Below are 25,423 nucleotides of genomic sequence, written 5' to 3' on the forward strand. Positions count from 1 at the left end.
TGGTTGACGCATGACGGACAAGCAGCAGATCCCGGGAACCATCCGACTGGACGACCTCATCGAGGGGATCAAGAAGGCCAACGACGACGCGCTCTCCCAGCTGGAAGGGGCGGTGATCGTCGCGGACCACCTCGGTGAGCTCGCCGACCACCTCATCGGCCACTTCGTCGACCAGGCCCGCCGGTCCGGCGCGTCCTGGACCGACATCGGGCACAGCATGGGAGTGTCGAAGCAGGCCGCGCAGAAGCGCTTCGTGGCCAAGGGCTCTGACGATCCCGGCCTCGATTCCGGCGCCGGTTTCGGCAGGTTCACCCCGCGTGCGCGCAACGTCGTCGTGCTCTCGCAGGAAGCCGCGCACAAGGCCCGCAACGACGAGATCCGGGTGGAACACCTGATCCTCGGCCTGCTCGGCGAGCCGGAAGCCGTGGCGGCCAAGGTGATCCAGGTCCAGGGCATCGACCTCGACGCCGTTCGCGAGGCCGCCACCGCGGCGCTTCCCGACGGCGTCGAGACCATGCCCGCGCTGATTCCCTTCGACGCCTCCGCGAAGAAGGTCCTGGAGCTGACCCTCCGCGAAGCCCTGCGGCTCGGGCACAACTACGTCGGCACCGAGCACATCCTGCTCGCACTGCTGGAGCACGAGGACGGCGACGGCGTCCTGTCCGGCTTCGGCGTCGACAAGCGGACGTCGGAATCTCGGATCACCGCCATGATCGAGGAGATCGTGCGCCAGCAGCCCTGAAGCTGGGCCGTTCGGCCGCTTGTTCTCCTCCGCCGGCCGGGTGAGGCTACGCGGTGGAGGGGTGATGTGGGTTTTGCGCGTGATCGGCACCTTGGTGTCGGCAGGTCTGCTGGTCGTCGGGGGGCTGGCGCTGCAGCCGACCGAGACCGTGTCGTTGCCGATCGTCGACCCGGTGCCGCAGCCCGCACCTGAACCGCCCCCTCCACCGCCACCGCCGCCCGGACCACCGGTGCTCGCGGTCAAGATCGACAACGCCCCGCAGGCCCGCCCGCACACCGGAACCGGTGCCGCCGACGTGATCTACGTCGAACCGGTCGAGGCCGGGATCAGCCGCTTGATCGGCATCTTTGCCTCGCGCACGCCGCCGGTGGTCGGTCCGGTGCGCAGCGCGCGGCAGACCGATCTGCGCCTGCTTCCCCAGTTCGGCCGACCCACGCTCGCCTTCTCCGGCGCCGCGCCGGAACTGCTGCCCGAGATCGGGCGATCCTCGGTCAACAACGCCTCGCAGCAGACGATTCCCGGTGCGTTCTACCGGGGCCCGGGCGTGGCTCCGCACAACCTGTTCGCGCGGACCGACCGGCTGCCGCCCGGCGTCGGCTGGTCACCGGCCTCGCCGCTGGTGTTCGGGCCCGCCCCGGCGGCCGGAGGGGTGCCCACCGGGCACGAGGAGATCGCCTACCGCTTCGCGCGCGTCGGGTTCGACTGGGACGGCGGGCGCTGGCTGGTGTCGATGGACGGGCGGCCCTACGTGACCACCGACAGCGGTCGCGGTGCCGCGAGCACCGTTGTGCTGCAAGAGGTCCCGGTGTTCAGCTCCCCGTTCCAGGACGTGTCGGGCAACGTCTCGCCGTTCGCCGAGACCGTCGGCGGCGGGCGGGCCGTGGTGCTGCGCGACGGGCTGAAGTTCAACGCCCACTGGAACCGCCCGGCGCCGGAAGCGGGCACGTCGTTCACCACCGAGGCGGGCGAGCCGATGCAGTTCGCGCCCGGGCAGGTGTGGGTGGTGCTCGTGCCGAAGGCTCCGTGAGCGGGCGACGAACGCCACATCGCCCGCCCTCGTCGGTGTCAGTCGCTACTCTCGGATTACATGAGCGATCGCCGTTTGCTGCTGGTTCACGCCCATCCCGATGACGAGGCCACCGGGACCGGCGCCACCATGGCCCGCTACAGCGCCGAAGGCGCCACCGTCAGCCTCGTGACCTGCACCAGCGGAGAACTGGGCGAGGTCATCGACGACGACCTCGCACACCTGCGCGACAACCCCGGGGCGCTCGGGGAGTACCGGCGCGGCGAGATCGAGCGCGCTTTGGTCGAGCTCGGCGACATCCGCCAGCACTGGCTGGGCGGCCCCGGCCGCTTCCACGACAGCGGCATGGCCGGAGAGGACTCCAACAACACCGAGGGTGCCTTCGCCACCGCGGACCCGGCGGAGGTGACCCGCGCGATGGTGGCGGTGCTGCGCGCCGAGCGCCCACAGGTGGCCGTCACCTACGACCAGAACGGCGGCTACGGCCACCCCGACCACATCGCCGCCCACAAGGCGCTCATGGGCGCCCTCGGCCCCGCCGCCGACCCGGACTACGAACCGGATCTCGGCGAGGCGTGGGACGTTCCGAAGGTGTACTGGACGGCGATGCCGCGCTCGCTGCTCAAGCGCGCCGTCGAAGAGGGCCTGCTGTCCGAGGACGCGGTCGCCGCCTTCGAGCCGAGCACCGTTCCCGACGAAGACCTGACCACGCAGATCGACGGTCGCGAGTTCCACGCCAACAAGCTCGCGGCCCTGCGCACCTACCGCAGCCAGGTCAACATCGACGACGACGGCTTCTTCGCGAAGATGGTCAACGACCCCGAGTTCGGCCGCGAGCACTACGTCCTGGTCAAAGGCGAGCGGGGACCGGGCGAGGGTCCCTTCGACTGGGAGACCGATCTGTTCTCCGGCCTCGACTAAGAGCTGTTGAGGAAGTGCTTTGCGTGGCGGTGCGGGTAGCGGAACCTGAGCGCCTCCGTGGACTCCGTGCGCCGCTCCTTGAGTATGTCGCGTCACGGCGTACTCGCCACGAAGGCCCTCAGAGCCCGCGGCGGTGCTAGTGCCTTGGGTGGTGGAAGAGGATGCGGCTCCGCCGCATTCCTGAACCGCTCCTAACCGGCGGCGAGCCGGGACCGGTCGGCGGGTGCGGGGGGCGGTGGCCACGGTCCGAGCTCGGGCAGGTCACCGGTGGGCAGTCGCTGAGCGGGACGCCCGGCCAGCCACGCCGCCAGATCCTGCGCCCTGCCGGTGATCTCGGTGTCGGCCACCGCGCTGATCTCACCGGCGGCGGACCAGCGGCGCGGGCCGTCGGTCTGCCGCAGCGCGACGCCCGCCGGCAGGCGGGGCAGCAGGAATTCGACGGTGTGGTGGCAGAACTCCTCGGTCCACTCCTGCGGTCCCACGCCCAGGTCAAGGTCCACCAGGTGGATCCACACCTCGCGCCAGCGCATCAGCACGATCTCGGAGAGCTCGCCGTTGCGGAAGCGCACCGGGCGCTCCCAGTCGGCGGGGGAGGCGTGCGACCACACGGCTTCCAGCACGCCGATGTGGCGGTTCAGGCCGTCGTGGTGGGAGAAGGCGTTCCCGCCCGACAGCCCTTCGATGATGGCGTCGCGCTCGGCCTGCCCGCCTTCGTAGGCGTCGACGAGTTCGCCGTTCAGCGCCAGCGAGCAGACCCGCGCGAAGGCCCGGGCGTTGTCGGTCAGATGTGCCAGCACGTGCCCGCGGGACCAGCCCGGCAGGAGTGAGGGGGCGGCCACCTGCTCGTCGGTGAGCATGGCGGTGAGGCCGAGCAGCCGCCGGTGGCCCTCTGCAACAGCTTTCAACGGAGGCATCACGCGGCGTGATCCTAGGGGCGGATCACGGTTTTGAAACCACCTCGGCCCGATCGGTACCCGAAAGAGGCTACTGGGGCGGTTATCAAACCGTGTTGTCGCGAAACAGGATTCGTGCGTTCTGCGGTGTCGAAGATCCTTTTCGGATTGTTTGATCGGCGAAAGATCAAGCAACCGAGAAGAGGAGGCTGCGCGTGGCGAAGCGACACGTGCGATTACGCAGAACGTTGGCCGTCGCGACGAGTGCGCTGGTCACGGGGACCGCCGTGGTCGCGGAAGCTTCGGTGGCGCAGGCGTCCCCGGTGTCCTGGGGGCCCTGTGATCGGGCCGCGCTCGAAGAAGTTCCGATCACCGAACGGCATCTGTTCAGCTGCGCGAAGTACCCGGTACCGGTCGACCACGCCGACCCGGGAAAGGGAACCGTCAACATCGCGATGATGCGCCGGGCCGCGACCGAGCAAACCGGACGAATCGGCTCGTTGTTTCTCAACCCCGGTGGTCCCGGCGGTGCCGGGTTCGACATGCCGGTCGGCGCCGTGGACCGCTTCGCCCCGGCCGTGCTGAAGCGCTTCGACATCATCGGGTTCGACCCGCGCGGCATCGACCGCAGCACCCGGATGCGCTGCTTCGCCAACGGCGAGCAGGCGGAGGAGGTGCTGGGCCGCATGTCGTCGGTGCCGGTCACCGGCGAGCAGATCAGCAGCACCATGGACGCCTACGGCGACTACGGCGACGCCTGCGCGAAGAACGCGGGCGAGCTGCAGCGGCACATGAGCACCGCCGACGTCGCTCGCGACCTGGACCTGATGCGCGCAGGAGTCGGCGACGAGCAGCTCAACTTCGTCGGCTTCTCCTACGGAACGCTGCTCGGCGCGACCTACGTCGCCACGTTCCCGGAGCGCAGCCGCGCGATCGTGCTCGACGGCAACGTCGATCCGGCGCTGCGCACCGCTGACGGCGTGCAGCACGACCGGGAGCGGGCAGGTGGTTTCGAGCTCGCGCTGGACGGTTTCCTCCAGCGCTGCGCCGCCGAGGCGGGCAAGTGCGCGTTCGGCGAAGGTGATGTGCGGGCGAAGTTCGACGAGATCCGCGACGTCCTGCGGCGGGGCCCGATCACCATGCCCGACGGCTCGAAGATCACCCTGGACCAGTTCACCGACGGCGTCAGCAGCGCGCTGTACGACCCGGAGCAGTTCCGGCAGCTGGCCAGCGATCTGCAGGCCCTGCACCTGCAGCTGCACCCCGAGGCCGGGCTGATCCCCGATCTGCTGCGGGTGCTGCACCTGCCCTCCGGCAAGCACCGCTTCGACGGCGGCGACGCCGAGGAGTCCTACGTCGACGACTCGTACTTCGCGGTCAACTGCACCGACAAGCCGATCCCGAAGACGCCGGAGCGGGTTCCGGCCATCGCCGCGCAGTGGGAGGCCGAGTCGCCGACCTTCGGCCGCACCCAGGCGTTCAGCGATCTCGCCGGCTGCTCGCAGTGGCCCCCGACCAGCCCCGACGTGCACCGCGGCCCGTGGGAGAACCGGGCGGCCAACCCGGTGCTGCTGTTCGGCAACTCCTACGACCCGGCGACCCGGTACGAGTTCTCCCGGCGGATGGAGAAGGAGCTGGGCAACGCGCGCCTGGTCAGCGTCGACGCCTTCGGGCACTGCATCCTCGGCGACAGCTCCTGCGCCGACAGCCGTGCGGCCGACTACCTGATCAACCTGCGCGTCCCGCAGCCGGGCGAAGTCTGCCAACCGGACCAGCAGCCGTTCTGACCGGTCGTTCCGGGCTGTGGCGGAACCAGACGAGGCCGTCGCTCCGAGGAGAAGGAGCGACGGCCTCGCATTGGTAGGGGTCGATGCGCCGGTCGCCTCTCGGCGATAGGCGCGACGCGGCTCCAGCCGGACGGTATTCCGCGAAGGCGGTTGATGAGGCCCGGGGACACGGAACGCATCGACCAACGGGTTCAACGGGCCGCGCCGCGGTGTTGTTCCGGACCGAGCGGTGACGCCGCTCTCATCGTTCCGGCGCATTCGAATTTGCGGGACGCCGAAAAGTGCGTTTGGTGAAATGGAAATGGAAATTCCCCCGCGCCCCGCACTTTTACGATTCCGATGTTGTCGGTAAGGTCATTCTCGATTGAAGGGGAGTAGTCCGCGAATTCGCGGTCGACATGATGGTGCGCCGTTCTCGCACCCGGTCGCGAGCCTTGCGTTCGAGGTGGGCGAGACCTTCGGAATTGCTGGAAGGTGTGTCTCACCATGCTGGGTAGTGTTGCCCTGAGCTCCGCTGCCATTTTCGTGGCCGAACTCGGTGACAAGTCGCAATTGATGGCGATGACGTTCGCCACCCGCTATCGGTGGTGGCAGGTGCTGCTCGGCATCACCGTCGCCACCACTGCCGTGCACGCCATTTCGGTGGCGCTCGGATTCGGCCTCGGCGAACTGCTGCCGACCGAGTGGATCGCGCTGATCGCCGGTATCGCCTTCCTGCTCTTCGCGGCCTGGACGCTGCGCGGCGACCACCTCACCGAGGACGACGAGCGCAGGGCCAACCGGCGGTTCGGTTCCGCGGTGATGGTCGTGACGCTGGCGTTCTTCCTCGCCGAGCTCGGCGACAAGACGATGCTCGCGACCGTGACCCTCGCCACCCACCACGACTGGCTCGGCACCTGGATCGGCTCGACGGTCGGGATGGTGCTGGCCGACGCGCTGGCGATCGGTGTCGGACTGCTGCTCGGACGCCACCTGCCGGAGAAGGCCGTGCGCTACGGCGCCACCGCTCTGTTCGTCATCTTCGGCGGCTGGCTGATCATCGACTCCGTCATCGCGCTGAACGGGTGATCGGGGATACGCCGGGCAACCCGTGACCGCGCGCGGCGGTGTTCGTTAGCGGGGTGAGCACGGCGAGAGGACCGCGATGACCTGGATGATCTACGGCGCGAACGGCTTCACCGGACGGCTGGTGGCCGATCTCGCGGTCGAGCGCGGCGAACGCCCGGTGGTCGCCGGCCGCGACCCGGGCAAGGTGGCCGCGTTCGCCGCTCCCCGCGGACTGGAATCGCGGATCTTCGACCTCTCCGAACCGGCCAGGGTCGCCGAGATGCTGCACGACGTCGACGTCGTCGCGCACTGCGCCGGGCCGTTCTCGGCGACCTCGGCGCCGATGGTCGAGGCGTGCCTGCGGTCGGGCACCCACTACCTGGACATCACCGGGGAGATCGACGTCTTCGAGTCGATCTTCGCCCGCGACGCCGAGGCCCGCGACGCCGGCGTGGTGCTGCTGCCCGGCGCCGGATTCGACGTGGTCCCCACCGACTGCCTCGCCGCCATGGTCTCCGCCGAGCTCCCCGGCGCCACCAGCCTCGACCTGGCCTTCCAGGCGGGAGGGCGGATCAGCCCCGGCACGCTCAAGAGCGCGCTGGAAGGCGCCGCGCTCGGCGGACGAGCTCGCGTCGACGGCGAACTGCGCACCGTTCCGCTGGCGTGGCGGCGCCGCGAGGTGGCGTTCCCGTCCGGACCGCGCCAGGTGACCTCGCTGCCCTGGGGAGACGTGGCGACCGCCTACCGCAGCACCGGCATCGGCACGATCACGACGTTCACGCGGCTGCCGATCCCCGACGTCGGCGACGGGCTCAAGAAGGTCGGCCAGTCGGTGCTGGGATCGCCTCCCGTCCAGCGGGCGGGCAAGGCGGCCATCGGTGCCCTGGTCAAGGGGCCGGGGCGGGCGACCCGCTCGCACAGCTGGGTCGAGGTCTACGCCGAAGCCACCGACGACGCCGGGCGCTCGGTGTCGGCCGCGCTGATCGGGCCGGACACCTACGACATGACCGCCGACTCGGTGCTCCGCGCGGTCAACGCGCTCGCAGCCGAGTCGCCGGCCCCCGGAGCGCACACCCCCTCGACCGCCTTCGGCCGGGACTTCATCCGCCGCCTGCACGGAGTCAAGATCATCGAACCGGCTTAGGGCCTGTTCAGGACTTGCGCTGCTCGTCGGTGCGGGCTGAGTCCCACACCTGGAACAGCGGCTGCGCTGCTCAGTGCGAGAGCGGCCTGAGCATGCCGTGGCGGGGTTCCTCGTTGTGCATGAACTCCAGGTGGGGACCCTCGCCACTGGGTGGGCGCAAGGAGGCGAACTCGCCGTGCTCGGCGACGATGTCGTAGTCGAGCTCCTCGGCCCACGCCCTGGCCTGCTCGCGGGGGTCGGTGGTTTCCACCACCACCGCGGCCACCGGGCCGGTGTACGCGTAGACCTTGCGCGGCTCCAGGACGCACAGCTCGTTGCCCTCGACGTCGGCCATCACCACCCACGGGACCTCGGTGCTCTGCCCGATGTCGGCGAACCGCGCGCCGTGGTTGAACAGGCGTTCCACGAGGTGGGTCTGGTCGCCGTGCGACTCGCTGCGCAGGTCGAGGTGCACGTCGTTCTGCCCGCTCTTGGGCCCGGACGCGGGCACGAACCGCAGCGGAACGCCAGGCCCGTCGGGCCGCACCTCCGCCTCGCCCACCACGGTCCAGCCGAGCACCTCGGCCCACCAGCGCGCCAACCACTCCGGCTCCTGCGCGGCGAACTCCACCACCAACGGCATACCGGGAAAGTACCCGAAACGGACGTCGGCGCCGGGTCGGAAAACGGTTGGCACCCGAGCGGTCGATCGTCGAGGCTGGTCGCATGGAGATCAGGGAGGCCGCAGCGGCTGATTGGGATGCGATCTGGCCGTTCATGCGGCGGATCGTGGTTGCAGGGGAGACGTTCTCGTGGGAGCGGGACCTCGACGAGCAGCGGGCCCGGGAGCGGTGGTTCCCGGCCCCGCCGTGGCGAACCGTGGTGGCCGTGGAGGACGGCCGGGTGCTGGGAACGGCGATCTCCGGCCCGAACCGGGAGGGTCCGGGCGCGCACGTGGCGACCGCGAGCTTCATGGTCGACGCGGACGCAGGCGGACGCGGTGTCGGCCGCGCGCTGGGGCGCCACGTGCTGGAGCGGGCCGAGGCGGACGGGTTCCGGGCGATGCAGTTCAACGCCGTCGTCGAGACCAACACCCGCGCCGTCGAGCTGTGGAAGTCCCTCGGCATGGAGATCGTCGCGACCCTCCCCGAGGCCTTCCACCACCCGACCCGCGGCTACGTCGGCCTCCACGTCATGTACCGGCGCTTCTGACACCGAACGGGGGAGGAATTCGAATTTCGCGCGAAATTCGAGTCCGAACTTCGGCGTTCGAACTTCGCGCGAAATTCGAATCGGGCCGGATCAAAGACCGTTTCGCAGGTCGGTGAGAAGGGGCTGCAGGGTCTGCTCCTCCTCGATGGCCCTGGACGTGGTGGACATGAGATCGGCGAGACGGGGGTCCCACGGGGTGGGGACCGGGCTGCCGATGAGGTTCGGGAGGTCCGTGCGGTCCTGGGCCGCTCGGTCCAGGGCTGCGCGGTAGTCATCGCCGGACATGCGCCAGGGCGTGGCGCCGTGGCGTTGGGCAGTGAGGGCGGCGGCGATGCCCGGCCAGTCGAAGTCGGTGTGCACGTGCAGGACGGCGCCGTCGCCGGACAACCGGTCGAGCAGTTCGCGGGCCGTCGTGGAGGGCAGGCCCGACAGGCAGATCACCGGGTGGCGCAGGCCCTCCCGGACGGCCGCTTCCAGGACGCGGGGGTGCTCGCAGACCGCGACCGCCGTCCCGTCCGCGACCAGCCGGGCCGGGGCGGCGTCGAGGTCCAGGTGCGTCAGGTGCGCCGGCAGTCCCAGCTCGGTGCGGGTGCGGACACCCACCGACCAGGCGTCATCGCCGGAGACCGGGAGCGCCCAGGTCAGAACCGTCGACGACACGGCGTCGGGAGCGACTCCGCAGCGCTCCCAGAGGGCCTTGCGGTCGCGTTCGTTGCCGGGAGGCTCGATGCCCTGGGCCAGCGCGGCCGCCTTGAGCACGACCCTGCTCAGCGCGGTCCCGTCGTCCAGCGAGTGCGGGAAGCCGGTGCGCCCCGCCAACGCCGTCCGCGAGGTCCAGGAGCGCGGCGGTTCGGTCAGCGACATCGCCGTCAGCACCCGGGCGGCGGCGTGCGTGATGCCGGTCAGCTCGGACTCGGCGATCCGCCCGTACTGCCGCACCCACCGCAACCACGGCACCGCCCAGGACGCGCCCGCGAGCCCGTGCTCGTCGAGCACCGGCAGCAGCTCGTCGGCCGCCTCCGGTGCGGGCTCGGCCACCGCGACCGAACCGTGCAGCGCCTCGATCACCTGGGAGAGCCCGACGCCGAACCGGTTCCGCAGCGCTTCGTCCAGTTTGGACACGCTGATCCGGGTGCCCTCGCCCCACATCGGGCGCCCGTAGAGCTCACCGACCGCCGCGCGGGTGGCGTCGTCGGGCAGCTCCAGCCGGAACGTCGGCTTCGACCCCGACAGCGCTTCCCGCGCGGCTGCCCACAGGCCCCGCAACTCCGCGACGTCGAGCGCGTCGCGGACCTCGTCCATGCCGGCCACGGCGAAACCTCCGATCGAAATCCCGGTCAGGCGTTCGGACGCTGCAGGTCCGTGCCGGTCCAGGTGGTGTGCGTGGTCGCGATGCCGTGGCCGCTGCGCGGGCGCAGCACGTCGTAGATGTGCATCTTCGGGATCTTCGGCGACACGCCCCAGCCGCTGGGCCAGGTGATCAGCCAGTCCATGTCCAGATCCACCAGCAGGCCCAGCATCCGCGCGATCGTCGGGTCGTCGAGCCGCTCGAACGCCTCGTCCAGCAGCACCAGTCGCAGCGGACCGCGCCCGTCCGAGGCCACGCTGACCGCGTCGTAGAACGCCGCCGCGGCGGCGAACAGCGTCACGTACGAGATCAGCCGGGTCTCGCCGGAGGACAGCTGCCGCAGGCGGCGAACGCGGGGCTTGCTGTCCGGTCCGGTGTCGCGCACCCGCACGGTGAAGGCGAACCACGACCGGTAGTCCAGCGCTCGCGACAGGATCTCCGCGTAGCCACCGGAGGCGCTGTCGCGCTCCGACTCGATGAGATCGGTGAACACCCGGCGCAGCAACGCGTCCTGGTCATCGCTGCGGTTCGCGAACGGCGTGCGCACCAGGTCGATGGCCTGCTTGATGTCGTCGCCCAGAGCCGCCGACGGCTGCCAGTCCAGCTGGACGTGCACGCCCTGGCTGGACCGGGCGCCGTCGAGGACCTCGTTCATGCGGTTGCACAGGTCCTCGGCGATGGTCATCTGCCCGCGCAGCCGCTCCGCCAGGTCGCGGATCAGGTAGTCCGCGAAGATCGACTGGTAGCGCTCGTTGAGATAACCGCGCTGCTCGCCGAGCCGCTCGGAAACCCGGCGCGCGGCCTCGGCGACCGGCTGCGGGCCCTCCTCGCCGGTGACGGTCACGGTGAGCAAGCCGTGCTGGTCGGAGGCGGTGATGTCGTAGTTGCCGCTGAGCGAGTGCTGCAGCGTCTGCAGCCGGTTGAGCACCGTCGATTCCGTCGAGCCCTTGCGGTCGGAGCCGGCCAGCAGCTCGGCGGCCTCCTCCAGCTCGCCGGGCACCTCTTCGGCGACGTCGGCCGCCGTCCACAGACCCGGGATGCCCAGCGCCTCGCGGAAAGCGGTGGTCGCCGACTCGGCGTCCTGCTCGCGTCCGGCCAGCTGCGCCTGCTTGTTCTCCAGCTGCGTTTCCAGCCGGGCCGCGGCCTCGCGCAGGGTGCTGATCCGCTCGCGCTCCTGCGGCAGCTTCTCCCGCAGCTCGGCGCGCTCGCGCTCGAAACCGCTGACCTTGTCGGCGACTTCCTGCGCCGCCCCACCGACCGCCGAGGTCAGCTCCGTGAGACCGCCCGCCTGCTCGGCGTATTCGGCGCACCGGCGCTCGGCCTGCGACTCGGCCTCCATCCGGTCGGCCACGGCGACGTCGTGGTGCAGCGAGATCTCGCGCAGGTCGGCCAGCGTCGGCAGGCAGCGCGACTCGATGGCCTCGCGCAGCGCGTCGATGCCCGAACGCGCCTCCACCGCCGCCCGGTGCGCCGCGTCGAGCGCCTGCGTCTCGGCCGGCAGACCGGCCTCACCGGCGGAGCGGACCAGCTCGGACTGCGAGGCCTGCCAGCGCTGCTCGACCTCCAGGTGCTGCTCGCGCAGCTGCACGACCTGGCGCTCGGCGTCCTCCGCGGTCTCGATCGCGGTGGTCAGCTTCGCCTGCGCGGTCAGCAGCTCACCGTCGTCCGGGAACACCTCCAGGTGCTGCTCCAGCGCGGCGGCGTGCTCACCGGCTTCGCGCTGGCGCCGCTCGGCCTCGCCGATCGCCTCCCGCGACCGGGCCAGCTCGTCCTCCAGCTCGGCGATCCGGCGGGACCGGGCGTCCTCCCGCGCACCGGCACCGACGTACTCCGCGGCGTCCTTGTGCCACGTCCCGCTCAGGACACCGGCCTTCCAGGACCCGTCGGTGGACACCGACAGCCCCGTCCCGCCTCCGGTCGACACCGTCGCCAGCAGCCCGGCGACCCGCTCCCGGGGGACCGGCGAATCCGCCACGGCGGCCGGGGAGAGCAGCGCTGCGAGCGTGCCCCCGCTCGTCGGATCGACCGGAGCGGCAGGAGCCGCCAGCAGGTCGGCCAGGCCGGGCACCTGTCCGTCGGCGGTGACCCAGGCGTTGAGCAGACCGCTGGACTGCAACGCCGCCTCCAGTCCCGCTCGGTCGGCGTCGCTCAGCGACGGGGCGAAGTCGACGAGCTCGTAGAAGGACCGGCCCTGCGACGGATCGCGCTCGGCCTCGGCCCAAGCGGGCAGCTCCGGGCGGCGCTCGTGACCGGCGCGCAGCTCGGCGAGTTCGCCCTCGCGCACGCGGTTCTCGGCGCGCAGCTCGGTGATCTCCTGCTCCACCGCCGACACCGCGCGCCGCGCCTCGTGCAGCTGCGGACGCGCCCACTGCCGGGCCTGCTCGCGCGCCTTGCGGCTGGCGGCCCGGTCGTTGATCAGGTCCTCGACGTTCGGCGGTTCCGGGGCCGGCTGCTCGGACGCGGCGGGCCACTCGGTGGCCCACTTGCGGGTCAGCTCCACCCACACCGCGGCGGCGTCGGCGAGCTCCTGCTGCGCCTGGTTGCGGCGGCCCGCGGCCTCGGTCGAGGTCAGCTGCGACTGCCGGGCGTTGCGCTGGAGCTCGGCCACCTGCGCCTGCTCGGCGTCGAGCTCGCGGGCCTGCTGGTGCAGCGCGAGCGTCAGCGCCGCGCGCTCCCGCGCCTCGGTGGCGGCTTGCGCGGAACTCTCCACCACGGCGCGGAACTGGTCCGCCAGCGCGTCGGCGTCCAGCTGCGGCGGCTGGTAGCGGTCCACATCGGTCGGTTCGGCGTCCGGTTCCGGTGAGGTGCGCACCGAATCGGGCTCGGAGACCAGCTCAGCGGCCGGAACCGGCGGCGGCTGCGGCACACCCGACCCGCCGAGCCCAGCGGTGCCCAGCTGCTGCCCGGCGCGGGTCGCGGCCTGCCCGGCGGCCTCGGCGTCACCGGCGAGCCGACGCAGCACGCCCAGCACCGACTCCGCCGAGCGGGTCTCCTGCGCCCGGTGCCGGGTCGCCGTGTCGAGCGCGGAAACCGCTGCGGCGCGCGAGCTCTCGACCAGCTTCTCGCGGTCGCGCAGGTTCTGCAGCTCCGAGTAGGCCGGGTGCGAGCGCAGCGCGTCGATGCTCGACTCCAGCTCGCTCTCGCGCTGCTCCAGCTCGGCGATGGTGCGCTGCGCGGTCTCCCGGTCCTCGCGCTTGCCGGTGAACTGCTTGTCCAGGCTCGCGAGATCCTTGCGCAGCGAGGCCAGCTTCTGCTGCGCGGTGCGCATGGCCTCCGCGCGGTCGCGCAGCGCGCCGAACGCGTAACCGGAGTAGGTCGACAGGAACGCCGTCAGCGCCTTGTCCGCGCCGGTGAGCCGGACGATGTTCTCCCGGATCGACTCCAGGTCGTCGAACGAGGTCGCCAGCCGCTCGATCAAGCCGGCGTCCAGCGGCGGCAGCGCGTCGGACAGGATCTGCTCCAGCTGCCCTTCCAGCACCTTCAGACCCACGTCGGGGTTGCGCAGCGTGCGCTGCAGGTGCAGCAGGTCCCCGTAGCGCGCGGCGGGCACGCCGTAGACCGTGGCGGCCACCTTCGCGCGGAACGACTGGTCGTCGAGCACGCAGTCCGCGCCCAGCAGCTCCCGCAGCTGAGCGGCACCCAGCGGCACCCGGTCCGCGCCCACCAGATGCAGGTTGATGCCGACCCGGCGGCTGGTGATGAACCGCCACGAGTCGCTGATCGACTGCGAGGTCTTCGACGCCTTCACGCCGAGCCCGCAGGTGAGGAATTCCTCGCCGCCCTCGGGGGTTTCGCGGCGCAGCTCGATCCAGGCGTAGCCGATGCGGTTCGGCCCGCCCGGGTACTCGTCGAGCATCAGCCGCCGGATGCTGACCGTGTCGAACCCCTTGGAACCCAGCTGCCGCAGGTCGCCGTCCAGGCACAGCGGCAGCAGCAGCTCCAGGGTCCGGGACTTGCCGGAACCGTTGGTGCCCTGGAAGATCGCGCGCCCGCCGTCGAGGTCGAACGTCGTCTCGGCGTACTGCCAGATGTTGACGATCCCGCCGCGGTGCAGCCGCCACCGGTTGGCGGTCTCCGCAACGGCCGCTTCGGTGTTGTGTGCGCTCAACGGGCCGCCTCTTCCATCTCGTCGAACAATGACCAGCCCGGTGCCTCGGGCGCGGGTGGTTCGGATTCGCGTTGCTGCTGCGCCGGCGTCGCGTCCGGCTGCGGGAGCCAGCGGTGCGCCGCTGGGCTGAGCAGCCACGATCCCTCCGACTCGCGCAGCAGGCCGAGCCTGCCCAGCAGGTCGATGACCGCGCGGACCAGGTCCTGGTGGTCCTCGGTGGCCGCCCGCGACCACGCCGACGGGTACGCGTCGACCAGGTCCCCGCACACGTCGGCGAAGTCCTGCCAGCTCACCGGATGCCTGCCCGCCGAGTCCGGTTCGCCCCGGTCCAGCAGCTCCGGCAGCGCCAGCAGCGCGATGCGCGCCACCGTGCCGGGGCCGGGGAAGGCGAGGTCGGTGAGGTAGTCCTCGGGATCGCACACCACCACGCCCTCGGCGCGGGCCTCGCCGACCAGGCCGAAGAACCGCTCCAGCAGGCGGGATTCGTTGATGACGTGCTCGCGCAGCCAGGTCGCCTGCTCCGGCGGCAGGTCCGCGTAGAGCACCACCGGGTCCTCGATCAGCTTGCGCCGCACCGCGTGCTCGGTCCGCCGTGGGCCCGCCGCCGACGCCAGCTCCACCAGCTGCTGCGGCCCGCTCGCCTCCGCCAGCGGGCCGGCGACCAGCTGGCCGAGCATGTCGGTGTCGATGGTGATCAGCGCCTCGGCGGTGGATTCGGCGGTCACCGAGCCCTCGGTCTCGGTGATCACGCCCAGCGCGACCAGGTGCCGCAGCGCGGCGGTCAGCGCTCGTCGGTCGGCCGGGTCGTCGGCGACCTCGATGCCGGCCTCGGACGCCGCCGCGCGCACGTCGCTGACCAGCCGCGACAGCAGCACCTGGCGGCCGATGCCGGTCAGCGCGGCCAAGGTGAGCGCGAAGTAGGCGTAGCCGCGCGGGGTCAGCGACTCCACGCCGCGCCCGGCGTCCTCGCCCGGACCCGACTTGTACAGCCGCGCGAAGCGCCGCTCCACCACCAGCCGGTAGCCCAGCAGCCCGGAGAAGACGTCCTGCAGCGCGGTCCGCTGGCGGTAGATCATCGGCAGCAGGTCGCCGTCGGGCCCGTCGGCCCGCAGCAGCGGCCTGCGCAGCAGCACTCGGGCGCAGCGCACCACGTTCGCCGCGTCGATGTCGGGGAGCTCTTCGAACGTCGAGATCATCGGGCGGCTCCTCGGGCAGGCGCCTCGGAATCGGGCAATCCGCCGTCACCGGCCAGTTCCAGGACCGTGTCGCGCAGCGTCAACTCGCCTGCCGCGCTGCTGATCCGGGTGTCCTGACCGGCCTCGGGGCGGATGGTCACGCGCAGCCGGTGCACCGGGTCCAGCGCCGAGCCCTTGTCGTCGGAGCCGTCGCGCTGCGCCATCGCCAGCGTCAGCAGCTCGCACAGCACGCCCAGCGCGTCCGGTGACAGCGTGCGCCGGCCGACGTCGGCACCGGCCTCGGCGAGCTCGGCCACCGCCGCGCTGCGCCGCTGATCGGCCTGGCGGGCCTGCTGCAGCAGGGTCTCCTCGGTCATCGGGTCGTCGAGCACCCGCGAGGTGCGGCCGCGCGCCCCGCGATCGCCCCGGCTGCGGACGCTGACCGTCACGTCCTGCACCGGGCCGTCGCGCCACGGCACCTTGTCGTTGTCGGAGTCGTAGTCCGGCGCGGGCTGCAGGTGCCGCGCGGAGTGCAGGCCGAAGGCCGCCGCGTAGAGCCGGTGCGAGGTGCTCTCGTCGGCGCGGTCGAACCACTTCGCCAGCTTCAGCAGCTCGCCGCGCCTGCCGGGGACCAGGCCGCCGCCGGAGGTGGCGCGCTTGACGCTGGCCAGCAGCGAACCGATGGCGCGCGCGGTCGCCTCGCGCAGCGCGGCGACCTGGCTGGGGCGGCCGGGGGCGTCGACGAACCAGTCCGTCAGCTCCTGCCAGTCGGCCGGGGTGCGCCCGCGCGCCCGCTCGACGTCGGTGCCCAGCTGGTCGGCCGGGCCGAGCAGCCGCAGCAGCTCGCCGCGCACCCCGGTCAGACCGGCCAGCGAACCGGCGATGGTCTCGGTGTGCCGCAGCACGTCCTCCACGACCATCTGGATGTACTCGACCAGCAGGTTCCGGAACCCGGAGATCTCGTCGGGTGCCAGCTGGTGGCGGGTGACGACCTGGCCCAGGTAGGCGTAGAAGTCGCGGACCGTGGCGGCGAGCTCGGCGTGCTGCAGGAACACCGTGGTGACCTGCTCCGCCAGCCGCTCGCGGGCCTGGCGCGCGGGTTTGGTGCTCGGGTCGTGGCGCTCGGCGGCCAGCGCGTCCGACAGGGCCTTGCCGATGCCGGCCAGACCCCGGTCGATCGCGGGCAGCAGCTCGCGGGAGACCTCGCGGGCGCCTTCGGGCACCCGCAGCAGCGCGTCGACGTCCCGCTGGACGCGGACGGCGAGCTTGCTGACCTGGTACCGCACGCTGCCGTGCTGGAACTCGGCGATGCTGGAGGCGATTGTCTCCCGGCGGCCGACGACCAGGTTGCCCCACTTGACGAGCTGCTTGAGCCGGTCGATCACGGTGTCCACATCGGACTCCCCGGCGGCGACCCGGCCCTCGCGCTCGGCCGCGGCCAGCGCGGCGGCGACCTCACCGGCCGACAGGTCCGCCAGCAGCGTCGAGGTGAACAGCCGCATGATCGCCAGGTAGGTGCGGTGCTCCGGGGCCTGCAAGTAGACGAACAGCTGCAGGCGCTGGGCGTCGTCCAGCGACGTCTCGGCAGCAGGCTGCGGCACGTCGGTCGCGTTTCCCGCGACACCGGCGCGCAGCACGTCGGCTTCGTGATCAGGGGCCGTCACGGTCCGCCACGATATCCCGTCGCCCGGACACAGCCGGTCACGCGGGATGCAGTGATCGGTCACAGCCGCTCGCGGGGTAGCGTGCGGTGCTGCTTTTCGAGGTGGTCGAGATCCTTCTTTCGGGTGCTGGAGGTGCCGGTGAGCGCGGGACGAGCGGTCGGGCTGCTGCTCGGCGTGGCGGCGGACGCGGCGTTGGGCGACCCCCGGCGCGGACATCCGGTCGCGCTGTTCGGACGCGTGGCGCAGACCGCGGAGAAGGCGTTCTACCAGGACCGCCGGTCCGCGGGCGTCGTCCACACCGGTGTGCTCGTCGGCGGTACCGCCGTGCTCGGAGCCCTGGTGCAGCGCGCCGCCCGCCGCAGCCCCGTGCTGGAGGCGGCCGCGACCGGGGTGGTCACCTGGGCGGTGCTGGGCGGCACCTCGCTGGCCGATGAGGGCACGGCCATGGCGCGGCTGCTCGACGCCGGTGAGATCGACGCCGCGCGCGACCGGCTCGGCCACCTCTGCGGGCGCGACGCCGCCGTCCTCGACGGGCAGGGCCTGGCCCGCGCCACCGTCGAATCCATCGCCGAGAACACCTCCGACGCCGTCGTGGCCCCGCTGGTGTGGGGTGCCGTCGCAGGGATTCCCGGGCTGATGGCCTACCGCGCGGCCAACACGCTCGACGCGATGGTCGGACACAAATCGCCGCGCTACCGCGAGTTCGGGTGGGCGTCGGCTCGCCTGGACGACCTGCTGAACCTGGTGCCGTCCCGCTTCGCCGCCGCGCTCACCGCGGTGTGCGCACCCGTCGTCGGCGGATCCGGCGGCGGTGCCTGGCGCACCTGGCGCCGCGACGCGGCGGCCCACCCGAGCCCGAACGCCGGGCAGATCGAGGCGGCCTTCGCCGGTGCCCTGGAGATCCGCCTCGGCGGACGCACCATCTACGGCCACGTCACGGAGCAGCGCCCGATCATGGGCGAGGGCCGCACGGCGGACGCCGGCGACGTGACGCGCAGCGTGGAGCTCTCCCGCCTGATCGGCACGGTTACCGGAGCGGTCGCAGCCACCGCCGCCGTCCTCCGCCGCGAGCGCTGACCCCACCGCACCCGGGCGCGTCACCGGGGGCCTCGGCAGCGGTCAGTCGGTGGGCTTGTCGAGGGATTCGGCTTCGCGGCGCTCGTCCTCGGCGATGGCCTCCGCCACCGAGAGCTTGCGGCGGCGCTTCCGGGTCGAGGTGTGGGAACCCGCGTAGCGCGGCCCGCCCTCACGGGAGCGCGCGGTGGAACCGGGCTCGGCGCCGTCGTCCCCGTCGCCGGAGGCTCCCTCCTCGGCGTCCCGGCGCCACGCCGGGGCGGCCTCGGGCCGGAGCTCGGTGTAGATGAGGTAGCCGATCGCGATGATCGCCATGATGCCGAAGGCGATCCACTGCAGGGCGTAGGAGAAGTACGGCCCCGACTCCAGCCGGGGCAGCGGCAGCGCGCCGAGCACGCCCGGCTGGCCCTCGGCGAGGGCGACGTAGCCCGGGCGCAGCGGGACGCCGGTGCCCTCGGAGATCGTCCCGGCGTTGACCGCGTAGGCCCAGCGGTGCCCGTCGTGGTCGAACAGCGAACGCTGCTTGCTGTCGGTCTCGTCGCCGCGGATCCGCGCCGTGATCGTCACCGGACCCGAAGGCGCGGCGGCGTAGTCGGGCGCCCGGGTGCCGTCGACCGGACGCACGAAGCCCCGATCGACCAGCACCGTCGTCCCGTCGTCCAGCCGGAACGGGGTGAGCACCTCGAACGCGGGCTCGCCGAGCACCGTGCGCTGCCAGGCCAGCGTCTCGGCCGAGTGCAGGTACTGGCCGGTCAGCAGCACCTGCGACCACTCGGTGGTGACGTCGGGCGCGCGACCGGCGGGCAGCACGTCGTTCAGCGGCTTCGGCGAGGCGTGGAAGGACTCCGCGATGGCCTTGTTGCGGATCTCGGTTTCCTCGCTGCGCCCGAACTGCCACGGCGCGAGCGTCGTGAAGCACAACGCGGCGAACACCACCACCAGCGCGATCGCACCCAGCCACCCGGGCCGCAGCAAGAACTTGAGACGCACACCCACACGGTAGGCGGCGCTGCCAGGGGAGAGTCTGAGACCCCGTCTCAGTGTGACCGCGTCGCCAGCGCCCGCCGAGCGGACCGGGCGGCCTGACCGCCGTAGCCCGAGCCGAAGAGCACCGCGTGCACCAGCAGCGGGAACAGCTGGTGCAGCGCGATCCGGTCCCGCCACCCCTCGGCCAGCGGGCTGACCTCCTCGTAGGCGGCGACGACGCGCTCCAGGTGCGGGCACCCGAACAGGTGCAGCATCGCGAGGTCGGTCTCGCGGTGACCGCCGTGCGCCGCGGGATCGATCAGCCAGGCCCGCTCCGAGCCCCAGTGCACGTTCCCGCTCCACAGGTCCCCGTGCAGCCGCGACGGCGGCTCGGCGGGGCCGGCGAGCTCGGCGATGTCCTCGCAGACCTGGTCGAGCACCTTCGCCGACTCCGAGCTCAGCGCCCCCTCGTCGACCGCGCGGCGGACGTAGGGCTGGACGCGGTGCCGCGCGTAGAACGTCGGCCAGTCGTCCTCGGGCTCGTTGCGCATCGGCGCCAGCCCGATCCAGGCGTCGGCGGGGCCGCCGGGAGGCGGGCTCCCGAACGCCGGAGCCCCGGAGGAGTGCAACCGGGCCAGACCCCGACCCAGCTCCTCGGCCGCCCGCGCCGTCGGCGACGAGGCGGGGACGTGCTCGGTGACCAGGCAGTTCGCGCCGTCGCCGAAAACCTCGGGCACCGCGACGACATCGGGCTCGGCGAGCCATCGCAGCGAGGCCGCCTCCGCCTCTGCTGCCCCGGGCATCGACGGGGAGGTGGACTTGGCGAACACCTCGGTGCCGTCGTCGAGGCGCACCGCGAACGCCGCCGCGGTGTCCCCGCCCGACAGCCGCCGGGTCTCGGCGACGCCGCGCCCGGTGATCCGGGAGACCTCGTCGGCGATCACATCCGCTCCCGCACCCACGCCATCAGCCCCGGCATCGCCGCTTCCACCATCGCCAGCACGCCGTCGAACCCGTTGGGCCCGCCGTAGTAAGGATCGGGCACCTCGGTCCCGTCCGCGTCCGGGTCGAAGGAGCGCAGCAGCCGCACCCGGTCCGGATCACCGGTGAGCCTGCGCACCGCGCGCAGGTGCCCCTCGTCCATCGCGACCAGCAGGTCGGCGCCCAGGTGCCGCTCGTCGATCTGCGCGGCGACGTGATCGGTGGGGTAGTCGTGGGCGGCCAGCACCTTCTCGGTGCGCGGATCGGCGGGCTCGCCGACGTGCCACGGACCGGTGCCCGCGCTGGAGAACTCGACCTGCGAGTCCAGCCCGGCCCGGCGCAGTTCCTCGGCGAAGATCAGCGCCGCCATCGGTGACCGGCAGATGTTGCCCGTACAGATAAAAGACACATGCACGCCCCGAGGGTACGGACGAGCGCGCCCCGTGCTCTGAAGCGTTCCGACGAGCACGTTTAAACTGCCCCCGATGAGCGGGGACGATCGAGAACTACTGCGCCACCACGGCGATGTGGACGCGGCGCGCGGACTCGCCGACTTCGCCGTCAACGTGCGGCTGGAGCGGCCACCGGAGTGGCTGCGCGCTCGCCTCGCCGAAGCCCTCGGCGACCTCGGTTCCTACCCCTCGGCCGCAGCCGACGAAGCCGCTCGCCGAGCCGTCGCCACCAGGCACGACCGGCACCCCGACGAGGTCGTGGTGCTGGCGGGAGCCGCCGAGGGGTTCGCGCTGCTGCCCGCGCTGCGCCCGAAGCTGGCCGCGCTGATCCACCCCTCGTTCACCGAACCCGAACTGGCCCTCCGCAACGCCGGAGTCGACGTCGAGCGCGTCGTCCTCGACCCCGCCGACGGCTACCGGCTGCACGCCGACCAGGTCCCCGATGAGGCGGACATGGTCGTGCTCGGCAACCCCACCAATCCGACCTCGGTGCTGCACCCGGCCGACGAGATCCGGAAACTGCTGCGGCCCGGCCGGATCGTGGTCGTCGACGAGGCGTTCATCGACACCGTGCCCGGCGAACGCGAATCCCTCGCGCACCTCGCCGAACCGGGACTGCTGGTGCTGCGCAGCCTCACCAAGATGTGGGGCTTGCCCGGCCTGCGCGCCGGCTACGCGCTCGGCGCCCCGGAACTGCTCGCCGAGCTCGGCCGGAACCGTCCCCACTGGCCGGTCAACTCCTTGGTGCTGACCGCGGTGCGCGCCTGCTGCGAACCGCACGCGATCGACGAATCGCAGCGCGCGGCGGCCGAGTTCACCGAGCACCGGGCGGGGCTGCTCGCCGAACTCGCCGATCTGCCCGGCATCGACGTGGTGCGCGCGGCCGAGGCGCCGTTCCTGCTGCTGCGGGTGCCGGACGGGCAGCGGGTGCGGGAGGCGCTGCGGGACCGCGGCGTCGCGGTGCGCAGGGGAGACACCTTCCCCGGCCTCGACACCGATCACCTCCGGGTCGCGGTGCGCGAGCCGGAGCAGAACTCGTTGTTGGTCAAGGCTTTTCGAGATGCAGTGGAAATTGGGTGAAACGGTGCGTATTCGGGACGTGATCGGCGCGCTGGAGAAGGCGTACCCCACCGGGCTGGCCGAGGACTGGGACGCCGTCGGCCTGGTCTGCGGGGATCCCGACTCGGTGGTGCAGCGCGTGCTGTTCTGCGTCGACCCGATCGAGGCCACGGTGGACGAGGCCATCGACTTCGGCGCGCAGCTGCTGATCTCGCACCACCCGCTGCTGCTGCGCGGGGTGCACGGAGTCCCGGCCGACGACCACAAGGGACGCGTCGTGCACCGTCTGATCCGCTCCGGCATCGGCCTCTACTGCGCCCACACCAACGCCGACAAGGCCAACCCCGGCGTGTCCGACTCGCTGGCCGGTGCGCTCGGCCTGACCGCGACGCGGCCGCTGGTGCCCACCGCGCCCGGAGCCGACACCGGCCTGGGCCGCATCGGCGAACTCGCCCGGCCCGAACCGTTCCGTGCCTTCGTCCGCCGCGTCGCCGACGGCCTGCCCACCACCGCGTGGGGCGTGCGCGGCGCCGGTGATCCGGACCGCGAGATCCGCCGCGTCGCCGTCTGCGGCGGAGCCGGCGACTCGTTCCTGGCCACCGCCGCCGAAGCCGGCGTCGACGCTTACGTCACCGCCGACCTGCGCCACCACCCCGCGGGCGAGCACCTCGCCCGAGCCGACGTGCCCGGCACCTCCGTGCCGGCCCTGGTCGACGTGGCGCACTGGGCCAGCGAATGGCCCTGGTGCCAGCAGGCCGCGGACCTCGTGTCCGCCGCGCTGCCGGATACAGTCGAAGTCCTCGTATCCACCCGACGCACCGACCCGTGGACCGTGCACGCCGGTGCGACACCAGACCCAGGGAGGGCGCTCGCGTGAAAGCCGACCCCGCCGTACAACGACGGCTGCTCGATCTCGCGGAAGCCGACGCGGAGATCAACCGCGTCGCGCACCGCAGGCGCACGTTGCCGGAACTCGAGCAGATCGGTGACGCCGAGCGGGAGGTCCAGACCAAGCGCGACGAGCTCGTGGTCGCCCAGACCGCGTTCAACGACCTCGACCGCGAGGTCAAGCGGCTGGAGACCGAGGTCGACAACGTCCGCAAGCGCGAGACCCGCGACCGCGACCTGATGGCCGCAGGCGGACCCGCCAAGCAGCAGGAGGAGCTGGAGCACGAGCTGCAGACCCTCGCCCGCAGGCAGGCCGTGCTCGAGGACGAGCAGCTGGAGGTCATGGAGCAGCGCGAAGCGCTGGAGACCAACGTGACCAAGTCCCGCGAGGCCGTCAGCGACGCCGAGCAGCGGCTCGGCGACATCCAGTCCCGCCGCGACGAGGCGCTCAGCGAGCTCGAGGTCGCCGAGACCCGCAGGCAGAACGAGCGCGACCTCATCACCAAGTCCCTCCCGGACGACCTCGTGGCCCTCTACGAGCGGGTCCGCGCCCAGCGCGGGATCGGCGTCGGACTGCTCCAGGGCGCCCGCTGCGGGGCCTGCCGCATCGAACTCGACCGGCACGCCCTCAACGAGGTCCGCGAAGCCGCCGCCGACGACGTGGTCAGGTGCGAGGAGTGCGGCGCGATCATGGTCCGGGAGAACAAGTGAGAGTCGTCGTCGAGGCCGACGGCGGATCGCGCGGCAACCCCGGCCCCGCCGGCTGCGGTGCGGTCGTGCTCGACGCCGACACCCGCGCCGTCCTCGCCGAACGCGCCATCGGACTCGGCGAGACCACAAACAACGTCGCCGAGTACCAGGGGCTCATCGCCGGACTCCGCGCCGCCCGCGAACTCGGTGCCTCGCAGGTGTCGGTCCGGATGGACTCCAAGCTGGTCATCGAGCAGATGGCCGGGCGCTGGAAGGTCAAGCACGCCAACCTCCAGCCGCTCAACGCCGTCGCGCGAGAGCTCGCCGCCGACTTCGAGCGGGTCGACTACGAGTGGATCCCGCGCGCCGAGAACTCCACCGCCGACAAGCTCGCCAACGACGCGATGGACGGCAAGACCGTCGAATCCGGGCAGGTCACCGAGACCGAGAGCGCCTCGGCGCGCACCCGCCCGTCCGGCTGGCAGAACCTGCGGGGCGCGCCCACCAAGATGCTGCTGCTGCGGCACGGCCAGACCGCCATGTCGGTCGACAAGCGCTACTCCGGTCGCGGCGACGTCGAGCTGACCGAGCTGGGGGAGCGGCAGGTCCGGGCCGCGGCCAAGCGCCTGGCAGCCATGGACGGCGTCGTCACCCCCGACGGCACCGCCCCCATCATCGCCTCACCGCTGACCCGGACTCGGCAGAGCGCGCAGGCCGTCGCCGACGCCACCGGCGGTGAGCTGGAGTTCCACGACGGCCTGATCGAGACCGACTTCGGCGAGTGGGAGGGCCTCACCTTCCTCGAAGCCGCCGACGCGTACGCCGAACTGCACCGGAAGTGGATCGGCGACCCCGCCGTCGTGCCGCCCGGCGGCGAGAGCCTCGCCGCCGTTCACCAGCGGGTCACCGACGCCCGCGACGACCTCGTCGAGCGCTACGCGGGCAAGACCATCATCGTCGTCAGCCACGTCACCCCGATCAAGTCCCTGCTGCGCATGGGCCTGGACGTGGGACCCCAGGTCTTCTACCGCCTGCACCTGGACCTGGCGTCGCTGTCCATCGTGGAGTTCTACCCCGACGGCAACGCCTCGGTCCGGCTGGTCAACGACATCTCCCACTGGGGCTGAACCCCGGGCTGGCCGGAACCGGGAGCGGGCACGGCGGTAAAATCGCCGGTGCGGAAGAGTCGGTCGGGTGACCGCGGCGGGCCACGACCCGTCGAGGAAAGTCCGGACTCCACAGAGCAGGGTGGTTGCCAACGGCAACCCGGGGAAACCCGCGGGACAGTGCCACAGAAAGCAGACCGCCCGGCGCTCGCGCCGGGTAAGGGTGAAACGGTGGTGTAAGAGACCACCAGCACCTCGGGTGACCGAGGTGGCTAGGTAAACCCCACCTGGAGCAAGGCCAAGATGGGCGTTCCGACGCCTGCGCGGACGTTCGAGGGTTGCTCGCCCGAGGTTCGCGGGTAGGCCGCACGAGCTCGTCGGCGACGGCGGGCCTAGATGGATGGTCACCGAACGGGCTGGTCGTAAGACCACCGGGAACAGAATCCGGCTTACAGACCGTCTCTTCCGCATTCTCTTCGTTTTTTCGCGTCTTCGGGGGCGTCTCTTTCCGGTCCTGGGCGTGCTGGTTCTCGGGTGAGGTCTGTTTCACTGATCAACTGCTCAGTGGTCTTGCTGCGTGGCGGTGCGGGTAGCGGAACCTCAGACGCCGTCTGGCTCCGGGATCCGAGACTGATGTATGCCAATACACGGCGCTACGGCTGTCCTCCCCAGACGACGTCTGAGAACCCGCGGCGGTGCGGGTTGCTCAGGTGGGTACTGAGGAAGCACCTTCGGTGCTTGCCTGACGGTTGTTGGTCTGTTGTTGGTCTGTTTGTTGCAGTGGTTTTCGTGCTTTTGGTCTAGGTGGCGAAACCCATGCCCTGGGGGGAACTCTTCGTGCGGGTGCCGTTACCCTGATTCGTGCGCGTCAAGATCACCTCGTTCTTTCGAGTGCGGCGATCACGTCGAGTGATCCAGTCGGGTGCTTCCTGGCGCGATGTGCGGAAATCCACTGGACCACCGGAATGTTCACGGTGCGTTACGAAGGGGCTCGCAAGCGGGTGAACAGCCACGAGGATCAGGCTCGAAACCGGCCGAACGGGCGCCTATTCCGCGATGACCAGCCAGTGGTGGCTTGCTCGAACGGCCTATTCACCGCGTGATGTCCGATTCGCTGTCGCGCTGTAACCCGCCACACCCGAGCTCGCAACCACTACTTC

21 protein-coding genes and 1 other RNA gene are annotated in these 25,423 nt (G+C 71.6%); 13 read left to right on the plus strand and 9 right to left on the minus strand.

Going from position 1 to position 25,423, the window contains the following annotated elements:
* The first annotated feature begins 10 nt into the window (after positions 1–10).
* The 3 genes from AB0J78_RS13870 (at position 11) to mshB (ending at position 2,690) form a co-directional block, all read left to right on the plus strand.
* Positions 11–742: a Clp protease N-terminal domain-containing protein gene (locus AB0J78_RS13870; protein WP_363789279.1), complete on the plus strand. Its 732-nt coding sequence runs from the start codon at positions 11–13 to the stop codon at positions 740–742.
* A gap of 64 nt (positions 743–806) precedes the next feature.
* On the plus strand, positions 807–1,769 hold the full coding sequence (locus AB0J78_RS13875) for a DUF3048 domain-containing protein (protein ID WP_363789280.1): 963 nt from the start codon (positions 807–809) through the stop codon (positions 1,767–1,769).
* 78 nt (positions 1,770–1,847) lie between these two features.
* Positions 1,848–2,690, plus strand: a complete 843-nt coding sequence (gene mshB, locus AB0J78_RS13880) for an N-acetyl-1-D-myo-inositol-2-amino-2-deoxy-alpha-D-glucopyranoside deacetylase (protein WP_363789328.1) — start codon at positions 1,848–1,850, stop codon at positions 2,688–2,690.
* Positions 2,691–2,881: 191 nt separating this feature from the next.
* Here the strand turns inward: mshB and AB0J78_RS13885 are convergent, their stop codons facing one another.
* Positions 2,882–3,604, minus strand: coding sequence for a maleylpyruvate isomerase family mycothiol-dependent enzyme (locus tag AB0J78_RS13885; RefSeq protein ID WP_363789330.1), 723 nt, complete (start codon positions 3,602–3,604; stop codon positions 2,882–2,884).
* Positions 3,605–3,798: 194 nt separating this feature from the next.
* On the opposite strand from AB0J78_RS13885, the gene AB0J78_RS13890 reads away from it, so the two are divergent.
* The 3 genes from AB0J78_RS13890 (at position 3,799) to AB0J78_RS13900 (ending at position 7,561) form a co-directional block, all read left to right on the plus strand.
* Positions 3,799–5,370, plus strand: a complete 1,572-nt coding sequence (locus AB0J78_RS13890) for an alpha/beta hydrolase (protein ID WP_363789281.1) — start codon at positions 3,799–3,801, stop codon at positions 5,368–5,370.
* Between the two features lie 486 nt (positions 5,371–5,856).
* On the plus strand, positions 5,857–6,438 hold the full coding sequence (locus AB0J78_RS13895) for a TMEM165/GDT1 family protein (RefSeq protein ID WP_363789282.1): 582 nt from the start codon (positions 5,857–5,859) through the stop codon (positions 6,436–6,438).
* Positions 6,439–6,514: 76 nt separating this feature from the next.
* Positions 6,515–7,561 (plus strand): saccharopine dehydrogenase NADP-binding domain-containing protein, encoded by a 1,047-nt coding sequence (locus AB0J78_RS13900; protein WP_363789283.1) that lies wholly within the window; start codon positions 6,515–6,517, stop codon positions 7,559–7,561.
* A gap of 70 nt (positions 7,562–7,631) precedes the next feature.
* Here the strand turns inward: AB0J78_RS13900 and AB0J78_RS13905 are convergent, their stop codons facing one another.
* Positions 7,632–8,183: a VOC family protein gene (locus AB0J78_RS13905; protein ID WP_363789284.1), complete on the minus strand. Its 552-nt coding sequence runs from the start codon at positions 8,181–8,183 to the stop codon at positions 7,632–7,634.
* A gap of 83 nt (positions 8,184–8,266) precedes the next feature.
* On the opposite strand from AB0J78_RS13905, the gene AB0J78_RS13910 reads away from it, so the two are divergent.
* The gene (locus tag AB0J78_RS13910; RefSeq protein ID WP_363789285.1) at positions 8,267–8,752 is read left to right on the plus strand and encodes a GNAT family N-acetyltransferase; all 486 of its coding nucleotides are present in this window, start codon (positions 8,267–8,269) and stop codon (positions 8,750–8,752) included.
* Positions 8,753–8,842: 90 nt separating this feature from the next.
* Here the strand turns inward: AB0J78_RS13910 and AB0J78_RS13915 are convergent, their stop codons facing one another.
* Genes AB0J78_RS13915 through AB0J78_RS13930 form a run of 4 tightly spaced genes read right to left on the minus strand, consistent with a single transcriptional unit; the run spans position 8,843 to position 17,047 of the window.
* Positions 8,843–10,054, minus strand: a complete 1,212-nt coding sequence (locus tag AB0J78_RS13915; protein WP_363789331.1) for a DUF2399 domain-containing protein — start codon at positions 10,052–10,054, stop codon at positions 8,843–8,845.
* A 35-nt stretch (positions 10,055–10,089) separates the two neighbouring features.
* Positions 10,090–14,208 carry a TIGR02680 family protein gene (locus AB0J78_RS13920; RefSeq protein WP_363789286.1) on the minus strand — a complete coding sequence of 1,373 codons (4,119 nt, stop codon included), beginning with the start codon at positions 14,206–14,208 and terminating at the stop codon, positions 10,090–10,092.
* Positions 14,205–15,404, minus strand: coding sequence for a TIGR02678 family protein (locus AB0J78_RS13925; protein WP_363789287.1), 1,200 nt, complete (start codon positions 15,402–15,404; stop codon positions 14,205–14,207). The genes AB0J78_RS13920 and AB0J78_RS13925 overlap by 4 nt, the downstream gene beginning before the upstream one ends.
* A complete protein-coding gene (locus AB0J78_RS13930) occupies positions 15,401–17,047 on the minus strand; it encodes a TIGR02677 family protein (protein ID WP_363789288.1) in 1,647 nt (548 codons plus the stop codon). The genes AB0J78_RS13925 and AB0J78_RS13930 overlap by 4 nt, the downstream gene beginning before the upstream one ends.
* Positions 17,048–17,185: 138 nt before the next feature.
* On the opposite strand from AB0J78_RS13930, the gene AB0J78_RS13935 reads away from it, so the two are divergent.
* Entirely contained in the window at positions 17,186–18,124 is a 939-nt protein-coding gene (locus AB0J78_RS13935) for a cobalamin biosynthesis protein (RefSeq protein ID WP_363789289.1), read from the plus strand.
* Positions 18,125–18,166: 42 nt separating this feature from the next.
* Here AB0J78_RS13935 and AB0J78_RS13940 read toward each other — a convergent pair whose 3' ends face one another.
* From AB0J78_RS13940 to AB0J78_RS13950, 3 genes are read right to left on the minus strand one after another with little or no spacing between them, the layout of a single operon-like run.
* Positions 18,167–19,111 carry an SURF1 family cytochrome oxidase biogenesis protein gene (locus AB0J78_RS13940; RefSeq protein ID WP_363789290.1) on the minus strand — a complete coding sequence of 315 codons (945 nt, stop codon included), beginning with the start codon at positions 19,109–19,111 and terminating at the stop codon, positions 18,167–18,169.
* Positions 19,112–19,158: 47 nt separating this feature from the next.
* Entirely contained in the window at positions 19,159–20,028 is an 870-nt protein-coding gene (locus AB0J78_RS13945) for a fructosamine kinase family protein (RefSeq protein WP_363789332.1), read from the minus strand.
* Positions 20,028–20,483, minus strand: a complete 456-nt coding sequence (locus AB0J78_RS13950) for a low molecular weight protein-tyrosine-phosphatase (protein WP_363789291.1) — start codon at positions 20,481–20,483, stop codon at positions 20,028–20,030. Before AB0J78_RS13950 ends, AB0J78_RS13945 begins: the two co-directional genes overlap by 1 nt.
* A gap of 70 nt (positions 20,484–20,553) precedes the next feature.
* Here AB0J78_RS13950 and cobC point away from each other — a divergent pair, with 70 nt between their 5' ends.
* The 5 genes from cobC (at position 20,554) to rnpB (ending at position 24,731) form a co-directional block, all read left to right on the plus strand.
* Positions 20,554–21,600: an Rv2231c family pyridoxal phosphate-dependent protein CobC gene (cobC, locus tag AB0J78_RS13955; protein ID WP_363789292.1), complete on the plus strand. Its 1,047-nt coding sequence runs from the start codon at positions 20,554–20,556 to the stop codon at positions 21,598–21,600.
* Entirely contained in the window at positions 21,581–22,456 is an 876-nt protein-coding gene (locus tag AB0J78_RS13960) for a Nif3-like dinuclear metal center hexameric protein (protein ID WP_363789293.1), read from the plus strand. Before cobC ends, AB0J78_RS13960 begins: the two co-directional genes overlap by 20 nt.
* Entirely contained in the window at positions 22,453–23,178 is a 726-nt protein-coding gene (locus AB0J78_RS13965; RefSeq protein WP_363789294.1) for a C4-type zinc ribbon domain-containing protein, read from the plus strand. The genes AB0J78_RS13960 and AB0J78_RS13965 overlap by 4 nt, the downstream gene beginning before the upstream one ends.
* Positions 23,175–24,284: a bifunctional RNase H/acid phosphatase gene (locus tag AB0J78_RS13970; RefSeq protein WP_363789295.1), complete on the plus strand. Its 1,110-nt coding sequence runs from the start codon at positions 23,175–23,177 to the stop codon at positions 24,282–24,284. Before AB0J78_RS13965 ends, AB0J78_RS13970 begins: the two co-directional genes overlap by 4 nt.
* 55 nt (positions 24,285–24,339) lie before the next feature.
* Positions 24,340–24,731: RNase P RNA component class A (gene rnpB, locus AB0J78_RS13975), an RNA gene on the plus strand.
* The last annotated feature ends 692 nt before the right edge of the window (positions 24,732–25,423 follow it).

This window comes from Saccharopolyspora sp. NPDC049426 (assembly GCF_040676935.1).
Taxonomy (GTDB): Bacteria; Actinomycetota; Actinomycetes; order Mycobacteriales; family Pseudonocardiaceae; genus Saccharopolyspora.

Coding starts and splice junctions, on each gene's coding strand:
- AB0J78_RS13895 (WP_363789282.1), top strand. CDS start 5,857: ATGCTGGGTAGTGTTGCCCTGAGCTCCGCTGCCATTTTCGTGGCCGAA.
- AB0J78_RS13905 (WP_363789284.1), bottom strand. CDS start 8,183: ATGCCGTTGGTGGTGGAGTTCGCCGCGCAGGAGCCGGAGTGGTTGGCG.
- cobC (WP_363789292.1), top strand. CDS start 20,554: ATGAGCGGGGACGATCGAGAACTACTGCGCCACCACGGCGATGTGGAC.
- AB0J78_RS13910 (WP_363789285.1), top strand. CDS start 8,267: ATGGAGATCAGGGAGGCCGCAGCGGCTGATTGGGATGCGATCTGGCCG.
- AB0J78_RS13870 (WP_363789279.1), top strand. CDS start 11: ATGACGGACAAGCAGCAGATCCCGGGAACCATCCGACTGGACGACCTC.
- AB0J78_RS13960 (WP_363789293.1), top strand. CDS start 21,581: ATGCAGTGGAAATTGGGTGAAACGGTGCGTATTCGGGACGTGATCGGC.
- AB0J78_RS13900 (WP_363789283.1), top strand. CDS start 6,515: ATGACCTGGATGATCTACGGCGCGAACGGCTTCACCGGACGGCTGGTG.
- AB0J78_RS13925 (WP_363789287.1), bottom strand. CDS start 15,404: ATGATCTCGACGTTCGAAGAGCTCCCCGACATCGACGCGGCGAACGTG.
- AB0J78_RS13885 (WP_363789330.1), bottom strand. CDS start 3,604: ATGCCTCCGTTGAAAGCTGTTGCAGAGGGCCACCGGCGGCTGCTCGGC.
- AB0J78_RS13915 (WP_363789331.1), bottom strand. CDS start 10,054: ATGGACGAGGTCCGCGACGCGCTCGACGTCGCGGAGTTGCGGGGCCTG.
- AB0J78_RS13875 (WP_363789280.1), top strand. CDS start 807: ATGTGGGTTTTGCGCGTGATCGGCACCTTGGTGTCGGCAGGTCTGCTG.